We start from the raw sequence: 16,765 nt of genomic DNA, 5'->3' as shown, positions 1-16,765 counted from the left end.
AGCTCCCTCGTCATTATCTGAACCCGGCCGTGTGGCGCAGGACCTCGCCCTGCTTCGGGTTCAGATGGGTCCAGGCGTGGCGGAAGATCGCGTTCGCGGCGTTGATCATGGTCTGGCAGCGCCAGCACCCTTCCAGGCTGGTCGCCATCTCGCCGCCGCGGACGCCGACCAGCCGGAACGACCTGATCAGCAGCTCCTCGGCGTGGAGGTTGGTGAAGCGCCAGTAGTTGCGCAGGTAGTTGTAGCGCTTGTAGGGCGCGATCCCGAGCACTTCGTGCTCGGCCAGGTTGACGACCTTCTTCACGATCAGGTTGTAGGCGGCCCGGTTGTTGACCGTGACCACCCGCAGGCCGCCACCGTCTCCGACGGCGACCGCGATCTTCCGCGCGGTCTGGGGGGAGACGTACTTGGCGATCTCGGCGTGGATCTCGGCGGCCCGGGCGATCAGCCCCGGCGCCGCCTTGGGCGCGGCGCTCTCGACGGTCTTCTCGACGGCGGTCTCCGCCGCCTTCTCCGCGACCGCGTTCGCGACGGCCTTGCCGCCCTGGCCCACCGCGATGTTGACGCCGACCAGCCCGACGTCGCCGGCCACCGACGCCGCTGTCACGCCTTTCTCGGCGATCTCCTTCGCCACCTCGCCACCGGCCGACGCGATGTCGTCCTGCTTGCCCGGATCGGTCAGTTGCTGCATCCCCGGCGGCATGCCCTGCAGCCGCGGCGCGGGCGGCAGCAGGGCGTTCGCGTCAGGGGAGACCGAACGGAACAGACTCTTGGCGATCTGCTGGAAGCTGCCTTGCTGCGCCCTCGACTTCGCGAAGGCCGCCTTTGCCTGCGCCTCATAGGCCTTATCGGCCTCCGTCCGCGGTGGTACGTCGGGCTGCGTCTTGACGTCGACCGGGGGCGGCTCCGCGGGCGCTGCCGGCGGTGCGGCCGGCGCGGGGGTGGCGGCAGTGGTCCCACCGCTCGACCCCTTGCCGGACTCCTCGACGTTGGTGGCAGTGGAGCTGCCCTGGCAACCGGAGGAGTCACAGCTCTGCAGCCCACTGGGGTCTGCCATCCGCATCGGGCTGCTCGAGGCGAACCTGTACAGATGCAGCCCGTCCACCGGACCAGCGGGATCTGGACTCATCCACCGCCCGAGCCAGGGCGCGTAGTACCGGGCACCGTGGTAGTTGAGCCCGCTCTCCTCGTCACGCTCCTTGCCGCCGTAGCGATACCGCTTGAAGGACTGACCGCCGAACGAGGTCTGCCCGTACGGCGTGTACTCCTCACGGCTGACCTCCGCACCGGCAGCATCCAGTACGACAGTGCTGCTGCCGAGATGGTCGCTCAGGTGGTACTGCGCCGGGGGAGTGGCGTCGCCTGGGAAGGCCTGGCCGGCCCTGATCGTCGCAATCCGGCTTCGGTCGTCCTGCACCGTGATCGTGTCGTTGGCAAGGTCCCCGCCGACACCACTGCGCCTGCACCGCTCGAACCCGCCGTCGACGTACAGGGTGACGGTGGTCAGCCCACCTGACCGGACCAGCTTCTTCACGCGGGCGCCGGCGGCGTCGTACAGGTACTGCGCGGTGACCGAGGCAGGGCCTGCGCCTGCCTGGGTGCGGTAGCCGCGCAGTCGGTCAGCGTGATCCCACTCGAAGAACCGGGACTCGCCCTCGGACAGCACGTTGCCGTTGGCATCATAGGTATAGCCGATGCTGCTGCCACCGCCTGTCGTCATGCCTGCCAGCCGGTTGGTTCCGGCTACCGTCGTGAAGGTGCGGGTGCTGCCGGAGCCGCCCGCCAAGTGCTTGAGCTCGCTCAGTCCGCCCAGCGCGTCGTACCGGAAGGTCTCCGTGTAGGCCCGGGTCTGGGTCGCATCGGTGCAGCGCGGCACGACGTCGTAGTCGGTCGCCGCCGGTACTGCGCACTCGCGGCCACTTGCTGTTCGGAGCCGGTAGAGCGGGTCGTACTCAAAGACCCGGTCGAGCGCGTCGGGACCCAGCGGCGTACCGGGTACGCCGCAGCCGGGTGTGCGGTCATTGATCAGTACGACGTTGCCGGAGACGTCGTACTGGTAGGACAGATCTTGCAGCGGTTGGCCGGTGGGCCGGTAGACGAGTTCGGCCGGTGCTGCGAACCTGTGTGTGCGCATGCCGGCCAACCGACGGGTCTGCGGGTCATGGGTGTAGCGGGTGATCGTCTGGTTGCCGTGGGCAATCAAGATGCGTTGCCCCTTGGCGTCGTACGAGATTCGCTCGACATAGGTCTCGTCGTTCGCCCTGACCGAGGTCAGCAGACCGGCGCTGGAGTAGCCAAGGTGCAAGGTCTTGCGGTCCCCGTCCACGTCAACGGGCAGCATCAGCTGGGTCGTCCGCCCGAGTGCGTCGTACTGGAGGTCAGTCGCGAAGCTGCTGGCCTCCAGCACGGGGTCAGCAGTATCCGTCCAGTCAGCGCGGAACGGCTCCGGCGCTAGGAGGGCCGCATCCGACACCATCTGGCGGGCCTTGGCCGTCACCCGCCCAGCGAAGTCGTAGCGCTCGACCGTGAGCAGGCCCGCTCCGTCCCACTGGCGATAAGACCGCCCGAGCCGGTACGCCGTCCGTGCCGCGGCACGCTCGGCAGGTGGTTGGTCCGGCCGACCCCCATCACCGTACTCGGCTCGTACGACCAGAGTCGCCTCCTGGTCAGGCCGCTCGCGAGCCCACGTACGGCTGGCCCGCCCAAGGCCGTCGTACCCCTGCAGCACCAGGGCTCCTCGACCGTCACGATGCTCGACCGGTGCACCGGTGGCGTTGTAGACCGTGGCGCGGGTGCCGGAGTCCAGCTCGGTGACCTTGAGCGCTCTGCCTGCGAGGTCGTAGACGCTGGTGATGGCCGAGCGGCCCAGAGGGTCGGTGACCTCAAGGAGGTTGCCCTTGCTGTCGTACCGGTTCCTGCTGACCTGCTCCTGGATCGGATCGCCGACGGCCTCCCTCGTCCGCGCGACCATCTCGATCCCGCGCCCGAGTGCGTCGACCAGCACGCTGCCAGGGGTGTCGTAGTGGTGTCGGTAGCTCTGGGAGGAGGCTGGATGCGTTCGGCCGGCGTTGTCGTTCGCGTCATAGGTGTAGGCGATCCAGGGAGTCGGCTCGTAGCGCAGTGGGTCGGTCAACTCGGGGATGCCAGGGATCATCAGCTCCTGCGATCCGTCGGCCAGTTCGGTGCAGCTGACCCGGCCCAGTGGGTCGTAGGTCGTCGTCACCTTCGCACCGGTCGCCGGTGGCGGGCTGTAGTCCCAGCCGGTGCTGAAGAACGGCTCGTAGACCTCGACCTCACGCCCTTTGTTGTCGTAGACGGTCAGGCCGTTCACGACGACGTTCGGATGCTGTGGTTCCGCCCGCTGCCCGACCAGGTCGTCGCCGGCTTCGGCGAACCGGACCTCGTCGCCCTGGGTGCGGGTCTGCAGCAACCGGCCGAAGCCATCGGAGTACTCGACCGTCGTGATGGTCGCGGCCCGCTGGTCGGCGGGCACGGTCAGGTCGGTGTCGTGGTGGATCCGCCGGACCGTGCGCAGGCTGATCGGAGGGGAGAAGTCGTAGGTCATCTCGACCGTGGGAGCCGCAGCATCGCCTTCGGCCGCGCTCTGTCCACGGACCGAGCTGGTGGTGAGGAGCCCGAGTGGGCTGAAGGTGAAGCGGCTGTCCGTGCCATTGGCATCCACCACCCTGCGCGGCAGGAACACCCGGTAGTCGGGCTCGGCCACGGTGACGAGACCGGCGGCATCGGTGTTCCTGAGCACGAGCAGGCCGTACTCGTCATACTCGCTGCTCACCCGGTGGGCCTGCGGATTCCCTTCGTGCCATTGAGGATCCCGACTCTCCACTGCCAGGCCGCGCTCGTCGAAGCGCTGACTGGCTGTGGCATACCAGCCCCCGGGCTCGCGCTGATATCCGGCGTTCGGTGACAGCAGAGTGCGGAACTCGGCGGGGTAGTCACCGGTCCAGACCGTTGCCGGCTTGAGGTAGGGCGGCGGACCGCCGTACGCCTCGGTGATGATCGCGTCGGTCAGTACGAGGGTCCTGGTCCGTGTGGGCAGGCCATGCGCGCCCACCTGACCGGCTGGCAACCCTTCAAACGCCTCGCCGTCGTAGTGCGTGACGCTGTGGCTGTCCACCTCGAGGCGAGGCCCGACCGCCAGGGCGTCGGCGATCACCTCTGCGACGGTCTGCCCGGCAGTGCCCGACAGGCTGTACCCCGTGCTGGCACTAGCCAGCTCATGCAGGTAGGTCTCAGCTGCAGCCGGTACGGCGTACTCGGTGCGGCTGTGGGCAACCAGGAACTCCGTTGCCGGGCGGTCTGCCATCGTCCGCCATCCGCGTGGGCAGGCGATCGAAGTACTGGAGTGTGGTCGGCCGAACGGGTCGAAGCTGCCGTCGTCGGCCAGGAAGGAGCTGACCGCGAAGCTGGTCATCGGGTCGTCGCCGCGCTCCCAGGTAGTGCTCCGCTGCGCGACGCTATGCGGATAGAAGACCCGGTCGGTCAGCTGCTCAACGGCGTAACGGGTTTCAGAGACCGTGTACGGCCGGTCGGCTCGTGGACCTCCGTCCTCGGCATAGACCTCGGTCCGTAACGCTCGCCCGCGCAGAGCGCGCAGGGCGTCCCTCCGGATCCTTCGGCCGGCCGGCTCCCGTACCTGCGGCGGCAACTCGGTTGGCTCGAACAGGGTCGGATCACCTGACCAGTAGGCGTCCGAGAAGTCAGGCGCGTCCCAGCCGCCGAACTCATCACCCACCGGCCCCGGATGGAACCAGGTGCGCGTCAGCGTCGGCGGCGGGTCGGTGCCGTTCAGCACCTCGGCATCACGCTGCTCGACCATCGCGAACCCGCGGAACTCTCGTTCAGCCCCATCCCAGTGCCCATGCCGATACCGGTACGACGTCCGCAGGCTGCCGCCCGAGAACTCGTCCCGCACCACTGCCCCGGCCACCACTTGCACCGGAAACGGTAGAGCGGTTCGCCAGCGGGTCAGGTGGTGCTGGTCGTCTTCCACGAAGTACCGCGTGGACGGCGCGTACTCAATCGTCGTGACGCTGCCGGCGGAGTTGTCCACCTGCTCCAGCAGGTAGGGCTTGGCGCCACCGGTCAGGTCCAGGAAGTACATGCTCGCTGAGCGGCCGGTACGGCTCCACAGGACTCCGACTGTGCCCGTCCCGAGCAGATCGACCAGCCGGACGTCTCCACCGGCCAGCGGGGGAGTACCGCGGTAGCCCGCCCGCGCCCGGACAGTGATCGGGTCACTCCACGCATTGCCGCTCTGGTTGATCCACAGTGTCACGGTGTCGTCGTCGACATAGACGAGATCGGCCAGGCCATCACCGTCGACGTCACCGACGAGAATCCGCGCTGGGTCGTAGCCGGACGGAAGCCTGGGGGCGTTGCGCATCGAGACGGGCGGACCCCAGTTGCCCAGCCCCAGGTTCGGCCAGTACTCGAGGTTGCCGTCGTGCACGAGGCCGACGTCCTGGAGACCGTCGCCGGTCAGGTCCGCCCAGTGAACCCGGGGATCGGCGAAGGAGAAGGCCGGCCCGGACCTGATCGAACGGGTCGCGTGCCAGCCTTCGACCGGGTCGTTGAAGAAGCACTCCAGCCTCGCGCCGGACCGGATCGCATCCGTCACCCCGTCGCCGTCCAGGTCGACCAGCCGGACCTCCGGGTCGGACAACTCGAAACTCGGCGCCTGCCGGAACCGGCGGAAGGATCGCTCGTCCCAGCCCAGTCCCGGCCGGATCGGGAAGTACCCGGACAGCGCTCCCGAGGTCACCATCAGATCCGGCCGGCCGTCACCGTTGGCATCCACGAACCTGACTGCCGGGTCAGCGAGGCTCAGCCCGGCCGGCGCGTCGGGAAGGCCCTTCGGTACGTCGAACCGCCCACCACCGAGGTTGCGCCAGTGCCGTGCGGAGTCGCCCAGCTGGACGAGGTCAGGCAGCCCGTTGCCGGCCAGATCCACCAGGCCGAGCGACGGGTCGGCCAGCGACACCGCAGGCAGGTTCACCCCAGTCACTGGGGTGAACGACCGCTGATCGGGCCGGAAGCCTGTGTAGCCGAACACCAACGCGGGCATCGACTCCTGGCCGCCGGCCTCGTCGTACCCGGTGATCGTCACCCTGGTGAGCTGGGAGATGCCGTTCGCGGCCTGGTCGGAGTAGGTCAGGTCGTAGGTGCGCACGAGTTGGTCCTGGCCGGCATGGGTGCTGACGGCGATCCGGGTGCAGCGCAGCCGGGTCCGTACCTCGAAGCCGGCCCGGCGATCCGAGAACGGGTCCGGGCGCTCCTCGTACTCGAGCCCGACACTCACCAGGTAGTCGGGCCCGTTGTCGACGTAGCGGATCCGCTCTGGGTAGAGCTGGTCCCAGTGATGCGCTCCGTCGACACCTGAGTCACGCCGGTAGTCGTAGGCGATGTGGCTGCCGAACGTGTCCGCAGTACGGGTGAGTTGCCAGCCAAGCACTCGGCTGCGGTCCAGTGGGTCGGCGACGGTGGCCGGGTCGGAGCCGAAGGACCCCGGTGTCCCGTAGGTGCTGACCAGGCCGTCCTTGCTCGTCACCTGCCAGTAGTCGTCGGTACCGTCCCGCCGACGGGCTATCCGCGCGTAGAGCCCTTCCGTGCGTGGGCGGTAGAGGGTGGCCGGGCCATTGCTGCCGACCGCGACCAGCTCTTCCCCACCCGACAGCAGGTAGACGTCGCGTTTCTCGTCGTACCGCGGCACGCCCTTGCCGGTTCGGCGGCTGACACCGGGCAGTGACAGCCCCCAGCCGAGTCCGAACGGCCCGTTCCCGCTACCGGTGCTGTACCCCAGTTGCAGTTGAGGCTGGAGCCCCCCACGTCCTGGCGGAAGGGCGATCGGCACGGTGAAGTTCCCTGTGCCGGTATGTGGGTCAGGACCGAACGTCTCGCCGATCCCTGCCATCGCTCCGCCGCCGGACGGCAACACAATGGCGTCCGTGCTCCCGCCCACGTCGGCCCTCCCCCTGAACAGCCGCGCAAGATCCCCCAAGCCCGGTCAGTCCCACTAGCGACAGAAGGTACAACCGTCCCCGGAGAAACGGAACCCCGCCGGGGACGTGCTTCCCGGCGGGGTTCTGGTGCTGGTGCGAGGTCAGGCGGTCCGAACCAGCTCCGGGCGCATGAGCACCGGGCGAGGCGCCGGTGCCAGCGTGAGGAGGTCTAGGCCGGCTACGCCGTAGCGGAGGAGGACTAGGCGGGCTACTTCGGCGCTTACTCCTAGCGGGCGGGAGACAGCTACAGCGCCGGCCTTGCGGGACATTTCTTCGGCTCGGTCGGGGAGGACCCCGGGAGCTAGGAAGAAGGAGCCGACGGCTACGTGACGACGGCCTTCGAGGCGCCACTGGAGGACGGCTTCAGCCGGGCTCGGGGTGGCGGCTGTGGTGAAGGCTGCGGTCACCGGGAGCTTGTGGCGCTGACCCCAGAGCCTGGCGAGCCGGGTGACGGCTGCGTTGGCCTGGGCGTCGCTCGAGCCGGCGCACGCCAGTACGAGCGCGTCGAGTTCACGCACCCGGCCGTCCTTGAGCTCGGCGCGCATCCGGCGGTCGAGGACGTCGAGCAGCGTGTCGTCGTACCCGAGCACGTCGGAGGCGATGATCCGCAGGTCCGGGAACCGGCTGCGCGACTCGTCGATGACGGCCGGGATGTCGGTCCGCGCATGGAAGGCGGTGGACAGCAGCAACGGCAGCACCACCACCTCCTCGACGCCCTCGGCGGCGAGTTTCCCGATCACCTGGTACGGCGTCGGCGGGCAGTGGTCGAGGAAGGAGGCTTCGATCCGCAGGTCGTCCCGCATCTCGCGCAGGCACGCGACCAGCGAGTGGACGGTGGCGGCCGATCGCGGATCGCGGCTGCCGTGGGCGAGGACTACGAGCGCTGGTGCGGTCACAGCAGTTCCCCTTCTTCGTCGTCGATCATTCCGGCCGCCAGCGTCCACCCGTCGTGGGCGTCGATCAGCAGGAACGATCCGGTGATGTTGTTGCTGGAGTACGGGTCAGCGGCGAGTGGTGCGGCGATTTTGAGCTGCACCTTGCCGATGTCGTTGAGTTCGAGCCCGGTGGCCGGCAAAACGGAGAGCGTGCCTGTGCCACTTACATCGAGCGCACCGTTGATCTTGGTGACGATCGCCTGGGCAGTAGTGGTGGTGTGCTTGATCAGCAGCCGGGCGCCCACGGTCAGCGGACGGTCCGACAGCCAGCACAGGGTGGCCGCCAGTTCCCGGCGGGTGCCGGGGGAGGAGTCGGCGGAAACGATGACCGATCCACGGGCGACGTCGAGGTCGTCTGCGAGCCGGACAGTGATGGCCTCACCGGCGACCGCGGACGGCCGCTCGGCGACGGCGGTACTGGTGGCGCTGATGACGGCGTGGTCGATCCCGGAGACCGACGTACGCCGCCCTGCGGGAAGCACGATCACCTGGTCGCCGACCGACACGGTGCCTGAGGCAACGGTTCCGGTGTACCCGCGATAGTCGCGGTACTGGTCGTCGGTCTGCGGCCGGATCACGTACTGCACCGGGAAGCGCAGCGGCTGGGCCGAGATGTCGTCGCGGCCGGTCGCGTTCTCCAGGTACTCGAGCAGCGTCGGCCCGTCGTACCAGGTAGTGGCCGGAGAGCGCTCCACGACATTGTCGCCGACGAGCGCGGAGACCGGGATCGCCTGCACGTCGCCGATGTCGAGCTGGTCGGCCAGTTGCGAGACATCTTTGGCGATGCCCTTGAACACGGCCTCGTCGTACCCGACCAGGTCGATCTTGTTGACCGCCAGCACCACGTGCGGGACCCGGAGCAGGCCGGCCACGGCGAGGTGCCGCCGGGTCTGCTCCAGTACGCCGTGCCGCGCATCGACCAGGATGATCACGACATCCGCCGTCGACGCTCCGGTGACCGTGTTCCGGGTGTACTGCACGTGCCCGGGGCAGTCGGCCAGGATGAAGGAGCGCTTGTCGGTCGCGAAGTACCGGTAGGCGACGTCGATCGTGATGCCCTGTTCGCGTTCGGCCCGCAGACCGTCGGTGAGCAGAGCGAAGTCGAAGTCACCCGAGCCGCGACTGGACGAGACGTGCTGAACGTGCGCGATCTGGTCGGCGAGGATGGCCTTGCAGTCGTGCAGCAGCCGTCCGACCAGCGTGGACTTGCCGTCGTCGACCGAGCCCGCCGTGGCGAGCCGCAGCAGCTGCCGCTGGATCAGGGCGCTCATCAGAAGTACCCCTCTCGTTTGCGGTCTTCCATGGCGGCCTCGCTGGCCCGGTCGTCGGCGCGGGTGGCGCCGCGCTCGGTGATCTCGCTCGCGGCGACCTCGATGACAACCTCGGCCGCTGAGACCGCGGTGCTCGCGACCGCCCCGGTGCAGGACATGTCGCCGACGGTCCGATAGCGGACCACCCTGGGGGTGACGTCCTCATCGGCGCGGGGCTGCGAGTAGGGGCCGACGGCAAGCAACATGCCGTCGCGCTCGAACACGTCCCGCTCGTGCGCGTAGTAGATGCTCGGCAGCGGGATCTCTTCGCGCTCGATGTAGTTCCAGATGTCCAGCTCGGTCCAGTTCGACAGCGGGAACACCCGGACGTGCTCGCCCGGCTTGTGCTTGCCGTTGTAGAGCGACCACAACTCGGGCCGCTGGTTGCGCGGGTCCCACTGGCCGAACTCGTCCCGAAGGCTGTAGATCCGCTCCTTGGCCCGAGCGCGTTCCTCGTCACGGCGTCCGCCACCGAAGACCGCGTCGAACCGGTGCCCGTTGATTGCATCCAGCAACGGAATGGTCTGCAGCTGGTTGCGGGTGCCGTCAGAGCGCTCTCTGAGCCGGCCGTCGGCCAGGTAGTCCTCGACCTTGGCGACCTCGAGCCGCAGCCCGAGTGCCGCGACGGTCGCGTCGCGATACTCCAGTACCTCGGTGAAGTTGTGCCCGGTATCGACGTGCAGCAACGTGAACGGCACCGGCGCCGGCGCGAACGCCTTGCGCGCCAGGTGCAGCATCACGATCGAGTCCTTGCCACCGGAGAACAGGATCACCGGCCGCTCGAACTCCGCCGCCACCTCACGGAAGATGAAGATCGACTCGCTCTCGAGCGCGTCCAGCTCGGTCGCCACTGGCGCGCTGATCACCGCGGTCACGTGTGCAGCCCGCATTCGATCTTGCCCTGGCCGGCCCACCGGCCGCTGCGCGGGTCTTCGCCAGGAGCGACCTGCTTGGTGCACGGCTGGCAGCCGATCGACGGGTAGCCGTCGTACTGCAGCAGGTTCACCAGTACGCCGTTGTCGTTGATGTACTCGTCCAAGTCGGCCTGCGTCCACGGCGCGATCGGGTTGAGCTTCACCATGTCGCGCTTCTCGTCGTACTCGACGACCTGGGTGTTGGCCCGGGTCGGCGCCTCTTCCCGGCGTACGCCGGTGACCCACGCCTTGTAGCCGGACAGCACCCGGTTGAGCGGCTCGACCTTGCGCATCGCACAGCACTTGTCGGGCTCACGGGCGAACAGATCCTTGCCGTACTCCGCGTCCTGCTCGGCGACCGTCTGCTTCGGCGTCGCGTTGATCAGGTGGATCGGAAGGGTCGCGGCGACCGCGTCCCGGGTGCCGATCGTCTCGGCGAAGTGGTAGCCGGTGTCGAGGAACAGCACGTCGACGCCGGGCGCCGCCTCAGCCGCCAGGTGGGGGAGTGCTCCGTCGGCCATCGACGCGGTCACCACCAGCTCGTCACCGAACGTCTCCCGCGCCCACGCCAGCACCTCCAGCGCCGAGGCGTCGGCTAGTCGTTCGTTCGCCTCCTCGGCGAGTTCCTTCAAGGCATTCATTCGACGCTCACCCGCAGTCCGATCATCTTCAGCTGGAACACCCGTGCACAAGGGCGGCACTCCCACGCGCCGTGACCCTCTTCGGAAGGACGCAAGTCCTCGTCACCGCAGTACGGGCAGTACAACGGTGCTGCTCGCTCACTCATTGCAAAGCTCCTTCCTCGGCACGGACGACCCACTGGGCGAAGCGCTCGCCCTCGGACCGCTCTTTCAGGTAGTTCTGGGTGATCCGCTCGACGTAGTCGGCGAGTCCCTCGGAGGTGACCTTGTGGCCACGCAGCTTGCGGCCGAAGCCGGCGTCCAGGCCGAGCCCGCCACCGAGGTGCACCTGGTAGCCCGGTACTTGCTTGCCCTCGGCATCGAGTACCAGCTGGCCCTTGAGGCCGATGTCGGCGACCTGGATCCGGGCGCAGGAGTTCGGGCAGCCGTTCACGTTCACCGTGATCGGCGTGTCGAGATCGGGGATCCGCTCCTCGAGCTCGTTGATCAGCTCGGCGGCGCGGGCCTTGGTCTCGACGATCGCCAGCTTGCAGAACTCGATGCCGGTGCAGGCCATCGTGTTCCGCCGCCAGGCCGACGGCCGGGCCTGGAAGCCGAGGTCGTCCAGTGCGGCGACGAGCGACTCGACCTTCGACTCCTCGACGTCGAGCACGATGAACTTCTGCTGCGCGGTGGTGCGGATCCGGTCCGAACCGTGCGCCGCGACGACATCGGCCACCTTGGCGAGAGCGCTCCCCGAGACCCGCCCGACGACGGGAGCGACGCCCACGTAGTACCGGCCGTCCTTCTGCTTGTGCACGCCGACGTGATCGCCTTGTACTGCGGGGATCTCGGGCGCGGGTCCGTCGATCAGCTTGCGGCCGAGGTACTTGTCGCTCTCGAGGATCTCGCGGAACTTCTCCATGCCCCAGTCGGCGACCAGGTACTTCAACCGCGCCCGGGTCCGCAGCCGGCGGTACCCGTAGTCGCGGAAGATCCCGATGACGCCCTTCCAGGCCAGGTGTACTTCGTCCAGCGGGATCCACGCCCCGACGCGCTGAGCGAGCATCGGGTTGGTGGACAGGCCGCCGCCGACCCAGAGGTCGAAGCCCGGCCCGTGCTCGGGGTGGACGACGCCGACGAAGCTGATGTCGTTGACCTCCGGCACCACGTCGTGCGACGGGTGGCCGGTCATCGCGGTCTTGAACTTGCGCGGCAGGTTGGAGAACTCGGTGGTACCGATGTACCGCTCGACGATGTCGTCGATGGCCGGCGTCGGGTCGATGATCTCGTCCGCGGCGATCCCGGCAACCGGGCTGGAGATGATCACGCGCGGGACGTCACCACAGGCCTCTGTGGTGTAGAGGCCGACCGCCTCGAGCTTCTGCCAGATGGCCGGGATGTCCTCGACCCGGATCCAGTGCAGCTGGATGTTCTGCCGGTCGGTGATGTCGGCAGTGTCGCGGGCGTAGGTGCTGGACACCTCCGCGATCACCCGGAGCTGCTCGGCGCTCAGCTGGCCGCCTTCGATCCGGACCCGGAGCATGAAGTACTTGTCGTCCAGCTCCTCCGGCTCGAGGGTGGCGGTCTTGCCGCCGTCGATCCCGGGCTTGCGCTGGGTGTAGAGACCCCACCAGCGGAACCGGCCGCGCAGGTCGGCCGGGTCGATCGAGTCGAACCCGCGGTGGGCATAGATGTTCTCGATCCGGGCCCGGACGTTCAGGCCGTCGTCGTTCTTCTTGTTCTCTTCGTTCTTGTTCAGCGGCTCGCGGTAGCCGAGCGCCCATTGGCCTTCGCCCTTGCCCTTGCGGGGGCGCGGGGCTTTGCGGGCTTGCTGTGGGGAGGAGACGCCAGTCATCCGGAACGGTGTCCTTGTCCTAGAGACAGGTGCGTCCGCGTGAGGCTAGCTCGAAGCGTCGTCGATTCGATCTGGTCTGCGCGGTGCGCACCCAGCAGATGTTTCGAGCGGGGTGGCTGTCAGAGCATCGAAGGACGACAGATGGCGCTGCGCATGCGACCGAGGTCGACGTGAATCCGACCTACGAGATGAGTCGAGCGGGCAGCGAGCATGGTGATAAGCCTCAGTGGAATCAGCCGGTAAATCAACTCCCATTCCTGCATCGTGAGATGCGATCTCACGATGTGGCTATCTGTACCAGTCTGCTGCTGATTGATTCAGGCGTGAAATGTAACCAGCAAGAACTCTTGTGCAAGAGTTCTTGTTGAAGATAGTCTCACCGCTATGAGCCCCGCGAACCGGCGTACCGCCGACAGCTCCGTGATCGCCGCGATCAATCACCCGCTCCGGCGCCGGCTGATCGACCTGATCGGCGTCGAGGGTCCGTCGACGGCGTCCCGATTGGCCGAGGCGACCGGTGAACTGGTCGGAAATGTGTCGCATCACCTCAAGGTTCTCGCTGCAGCGGGGGTGATCGAGGAGGCGCCGGAGCTCGCGAAGAACCGGCGCGAAAGGTGGTGGCGCAGCGCGCACGCGTCGTACTCGTGGTCCGTCGCGGACGCCGGCGGCGACCCGGCTGCGGAGCTGGTCGCGACGACCGCGGAGGAGGTGAACCTGGCCCATCACACGGCCAAAGTGCGGGGCTGGTTCGAAGATCGCCAGCAATACGACGAGCCCTGGGTGCGGGCTGCGTTCTCGACCGAGAGTTGGCTCACATTGACACCTGAACGCCTCACTGAGCTGTCCGGACGGATCCAAGACCTGATCCAGGAGTACTACGAAAACCCCGACTCGGGCGAAGATGCCGAAACAATCTTCGCCTTCGCCCACGGCGTCCCCGCCCGCCCATGAGTACGACTGTCGCCCCGGTGTTTCCCCCGTTGCGGCGGGATCGGCGGGTGCAGGGGTGGATCTTCTCGTCGGCGGTGTCCGAGGTCGGTGATGTCGCCTGGTACGTGGGTCTTGCCTGGAGCGCTGCTCAGGTGACGTCGCCTGCCGGGACCGGGCTGGTGATGGGTGTCGGCGCGCTCCCGCGGGCGCTCATGCTCCTGTACGGCGGCGCCCTGGCCGACCGCCTCGACGCCCGCCGCACGATGATCCTCGCCAACCTCGCCCGCATCGTCGTCCTCGCCTCCGCGGCCGTGGTCGCCACCATGCAGGGCATCTCGCTCCCGCTGCTGCTCGTGGTCGCGATCCTCTTCGGCGCCTCCGACGCGATCTACACCCCCGCCGCCGGCACCATGCCGCGCCGAATGGTCCGCCCCGAAGACCTCGTCAGCCTCGCCGCCGCCAAGCAACTCGCCAGCCGCCTCGCAGTCTTCGCCGGCGCCCCACTCGGCGGCTTCCTCGTCGCCCACGGCGGCCTCGCCTCCGTGATGCTCGTCGACGCCGTCTCCTTCGCCCTGATCGCCCTCGCCCTGGCCTTCGTCGTCCGCCCCCGAGTCCCACAACCCGCCTCAACCGGTACGTCGATCCGCGCCGACCTCCGCGCCGGCTTCAGCTACCTCCGCCGCGACCTCCAAGCCCGCACCCTCGTGATCGCCTTCTTCGGACTCAACCTCTGCGTCGGTCCGGTCATCGCGGTCGGCCTGGTCCAGCGAACCTCGCAGTCCGGCTGGGGAGCCGGAGCATTGGGCCTCTTCCAAGCCTGCTCAGGCATCTGCGCAGCCGTCGGCGCCATCCTGGCCATGCGCTGGCGCCCGAACAACGCGGCTCGTGCCGGGATGATCGTCCTGATCCTGCAGGCCGCGGCCTGCGCTGCGATCGGTCTGACGCCAAGACCGGGCGTCTTCATCGCGATGGGTCTCATCGGGTTCACCGCGGGACTAGCGTCAGCGCAGTTGTCCGGCGCGTTCCAGCAGACGATCGACCCCGCGTACCTCGGCCGGACGAGCAGCATCGTGAGCCTCTCCGACGAGGCGCTGATGCCCGTGGCGATGGTCGCCTTCGGCGCGCTGATCAGCCTGTCCGGCATCGGCCCGGCCTGTCTGCTGATCGGAGCGATTTTCGGCGCTCTGATGGTGTACTCCGCCGCGCGCCTGCGCTAGCGTGTCGGCCACCAATAGGAAGGTTTCCTAACGGTTGTCGCAGAGGAGCCCGCGATGGGAACGTTGCGCCGCGTCATCTCGAGCACTCTGGCCGCCGGTCTGGCGCTGACGCCGGTGGCGGCCGCTGCATACTCGCCGCTGTACTCGGGGCTGATCCGGGTGAACCAGCTCGGCTATACGGGGGCGGCGGGCGAAGCGGCGTACCTGATGACCGGGCAGGTCGCGGCGGGTGCGCGATTCGAGGTGGTTGATCGGCGGGGGCGTCGGCTGCTCTCCGGGCGCGCTGGTCAGGACGCCGGCAGTTGGAATACGGCGTACAAGCATGTCTACAAGCTGGATCTGTCCGGGCTGCGGCGGTCGGGGACGTACCGGGTGAAGGTCGCCGGGGTGCCGACGTCGCCGGCCTTCGAGGTCGGGTCCGCCAACCGGTTGCTCGGCGGGGCGAAGGACAAGGCGGTGACGTTCTTCACCGAGCAGCGGGACGGGGCGAACGTCGTCCGCGGGTCGCTCGGGCGTAAGCCGGCGCACCTCACGGACCGGACCGCGTCGGTCTACGAGACGCCAAAGTTCGTCGATCCCGACACGGATCAGACCGTGGGGGAGCTGCGGCGGATCGGTGGGCCGGTCGATGTCGAGGGCGGTTGGTACGACGCGGGCGACTACCTCAAGTTCACCCACATCGCGGCGTACTCGGAATCGTTGCTCTGGGCATCGGCCCGGGACGGCCGGTGGCCGGATCAGACGTTGCTGAAGGAAGCTCGGCACGGGCTGACCTGGCTGGACAAGATGTGGGACGAGAAGACGAAGACGCTCTACATCCAGGTTGGTGCGGGCGCTGGGAACGCCGAGGAGACCTTCATCGGCGATCACGACATCTGGCGGCTGCCCGAGGCGGACGACCACGACAACGCGCCAGGCCACCAGTTCATCAAGAACCGCCCGGTCTTCCGCGCGGCCGCTCCCGGCAAGCTCCTGAGCCCGAACCTCGCTGGTCGCACGGCTGCCGCGTTTGCCCTTGCTGCACAGGTGGAAGCCCGTACGTCGCCACGCCGCGCCCGTCAGCACCTGGCGACCGCCGCGCAGATCTTCTCCCTTGCGCAGACGACGAACGTCAAGCAGCTGACGACTTCGTTGCCGTTCGCCTTCTACCCGGAGAGTGCCTGGCGAGACGACCTCGAACTCGGCGCCGCTGAACTCGCCCTGGCGGCCCAGAAGCTCCGTGACCCGAGGGCCCGCGGCTGGCTGAAGACCTCGCAGTACTGGGCGGGGGAGTACCTCAAGCACGAAGCCGGCGGCGACACCCTCAACCTGTACGACGTCAGCGCTCTCGCCCATGCCGACCTGATCCGCGCGGCCCGCTTTGATCGCACGGTTGACGTTGCCGCGTTGAAGAACGACCTCCGGGCGCAACTGGAGATCGGCGTGAAGCGGGCCGCCAAGGACCCGTTCGGCGCCGGCGCACAGTACGACAACTTCGACGCCGTCCCGCACGCCTTCGGCCTCGCCGCCACCGCCCGCCTCTACCGCACCGCCACCGGCGACCGACGGTACGACACCTTCGGCAACAACCAACTCAACTGGAACTTCGGCGCCAACCCCTGGGGCGTCTCCTTCATGATCGGCATCGGTGAACCCGCCGAGCGCTGCCCCCACCACCAGATCGCCAACATCGTCGACCGCCCGCTGATCGGCGGCGTGGTCAACGGCCCCAACTCCGCCGACCTCTTCGAAGAAGGCCTGGGCGACAACCTCGACAACATGAAGCCCTGCCCAGTCAACGGCATCGACTTCTACAACCAGTTCACCGGCCGCGGTTCCCGCTACGTGGACGACGTCCGCTCCTGGCAGGCCTCAGAACCCGCCGACGACTTCGCCGCCATCGCCGTCTACGCCCTCACCCGCTAGCACTCCCCACCCATCTCCTCCACCGTGGCGCTCGCCCGACCGTGAACGCGACTCGTG

The 16,765-nt window shown here is 68.2% G+C and carries 10 protein-coding genes; 3 read left to right on the top strand and 7 right to left on the bottom strand.

The window, feature by feature from the left end; translation table 11 throughout:
* Positions 1-13: 13 nt before the first annotated feature.
* The 7 genes from OHA70_RS32360 to OHA70_RS32330 form a co-directional block, all read right to left on the bottom strand.
* Complete coding sequence (locus OHA70_RS32360) at positions 14-6,979, bottom strand: SpvB/TcaC N-terminal domain-containing protein (RefSeq protein ID WP_328324077.1); 6,966 nt, start codon at positions 6,977-6,979, stop codon at positions 14-16.
* A 141-nt stretch (positions 6,980-7,120) separates the two neighbouring features.
* Positions 7,121-7,915: a sirohydrochlorin chelatase gene (locus OHA70_RS32355; RefSeq protein ID WP_328324076.1), complete on the bottom strand. Its 795-nt coding sequence runs from the start codon at positions 7,913-7,915 to the stop codon at positions 7,121-7,123.
* Positions 7,912-9,225 (bottom strand): sulfate adenylyltransferase subunit 1, encoded by a 1,314-nt coding sequence (locus tag OHA70_RS32350; protein WP_328324075.1) that lies wholly within the window; start codon positions 9,223-9,225, stop codon positions 7,912-7,914. Before OHA70_RS32350 ends, OHA70_RS32355 begins: the two co-directional genes overlap by 4 nt.
* Complete coding sequence (gene cysD, locus OHA70_RS32345) at positions 9,225-10,154, bottom strand: sulfate adenylyltransferase subunit CysD (RefSeq protein WP_328324073.1); 930 nt, start codon at positions 10,152-10,154, stop codon at positions 9,225-9,227. Before cysD ends, OHA70_RS32350 begins: the two co-directional genes overlap by 1 nt.
* Positions 10,136-10,819, bottom strand: coding sequence for a phosphoadenylyl-sulfate reductase (locus OHA70_RS32340; RefSeq protein ID WP_328324071.1), 684 nt, complete (start codon positions 10,817-10,819; stop codon positions 10,136-10,138). Before OHA70_RS32340 ends, cysD begins: the two co-directional genes overlap by 19 nt.
* Complete coding sequence (locus OHA70_RS32335) at positions 10,816-10,965, bottom strand: hypothetical protein (RefSeq protein WP_166678852.1); 150 nt, start codon at positions 10,963-10,965, stop codon at positions 10,816-10,818. The genes OHA70_RS32340 and OHA70_RS32335 overlap by 4 nt, the downstream gene beginning before the upstream one ends.
* Entirely contained in the window at positions 10,962-12,656 is a 1,695-nt protein-coding gene (locus OHA70_RS32330) for a nitrite/sulfite reductase (RefSeq protein WP_328324066.1), read from the bottom strand. Before OHA70_RS32330 ends, OHA70_RS32335 begins: the two co-directional genes overlap by 4 nt.
* A 384-nt stretch (positions 12,657-13,040) precedes the next feature.
* Here OHA70_RS32330 and OHA70_RS32325 point away from each other — a divergent pair, with 384 nt between their 5' ends.
* The 3 genes from OHA70_RS32325 to OHA70_RS32315 are packed head-to-tail and all read left to right on the top strand — an operon-like array spanning position 13,041 to position 16,708.
* Entirely contained in the window at positions 13,041-13,607 is a 567-nt protein-coding gene (locus OHA70_RS32325; RefSeq protein WP_328324064.1) for an ArsR/SmtB family transcription factor, read from the top strand.
* Positions 13,604-14,803 carry an MFS transporter gene (locus OHA70_RS32320; RefSeq protein ID WP_328324062.1) on the top strand — a complete coding sequence of 400 codons (1,200 nt, stop codon included), beginning with the start codon at positions 13,604-13,606 and terminating at the stop codon, positions 14,801-14,803. The genes OHA70_RS32325 and OHA70_RS32320 overlap by 4 nt, the downstream gene beginning before the upstream one ends.
* A gap of 54 nt (positions 14,804-14,857) precedes the next feature.
* Complete coding sequence (locus OHA70_RS32315; protein WP_328324060.1) at positions 14,858-16,708, top strand: glycoside hydrolase family 9 protein; 1,851 nt, start codon at positions 14,858-14,860, stop codon at positions 16,706-16,708.
* Positions 16,709-16,765 lie beyond the last annotated feature (57 nt).

The organism is Kribbella sp. NBC_00382 (genome assembly GCF_036067295.1).
Taxonomy (GTDB): Bacteria; Actinomycetota; Actinomycetes; order Propionibacteriales; family Kribbellaceae; genus Kribbella.
The sequence above is the reverse complement of the archived record's forward strand: the minus strand, read 5'-3'. Positions and strand labels throughout refer to the sequence as shown.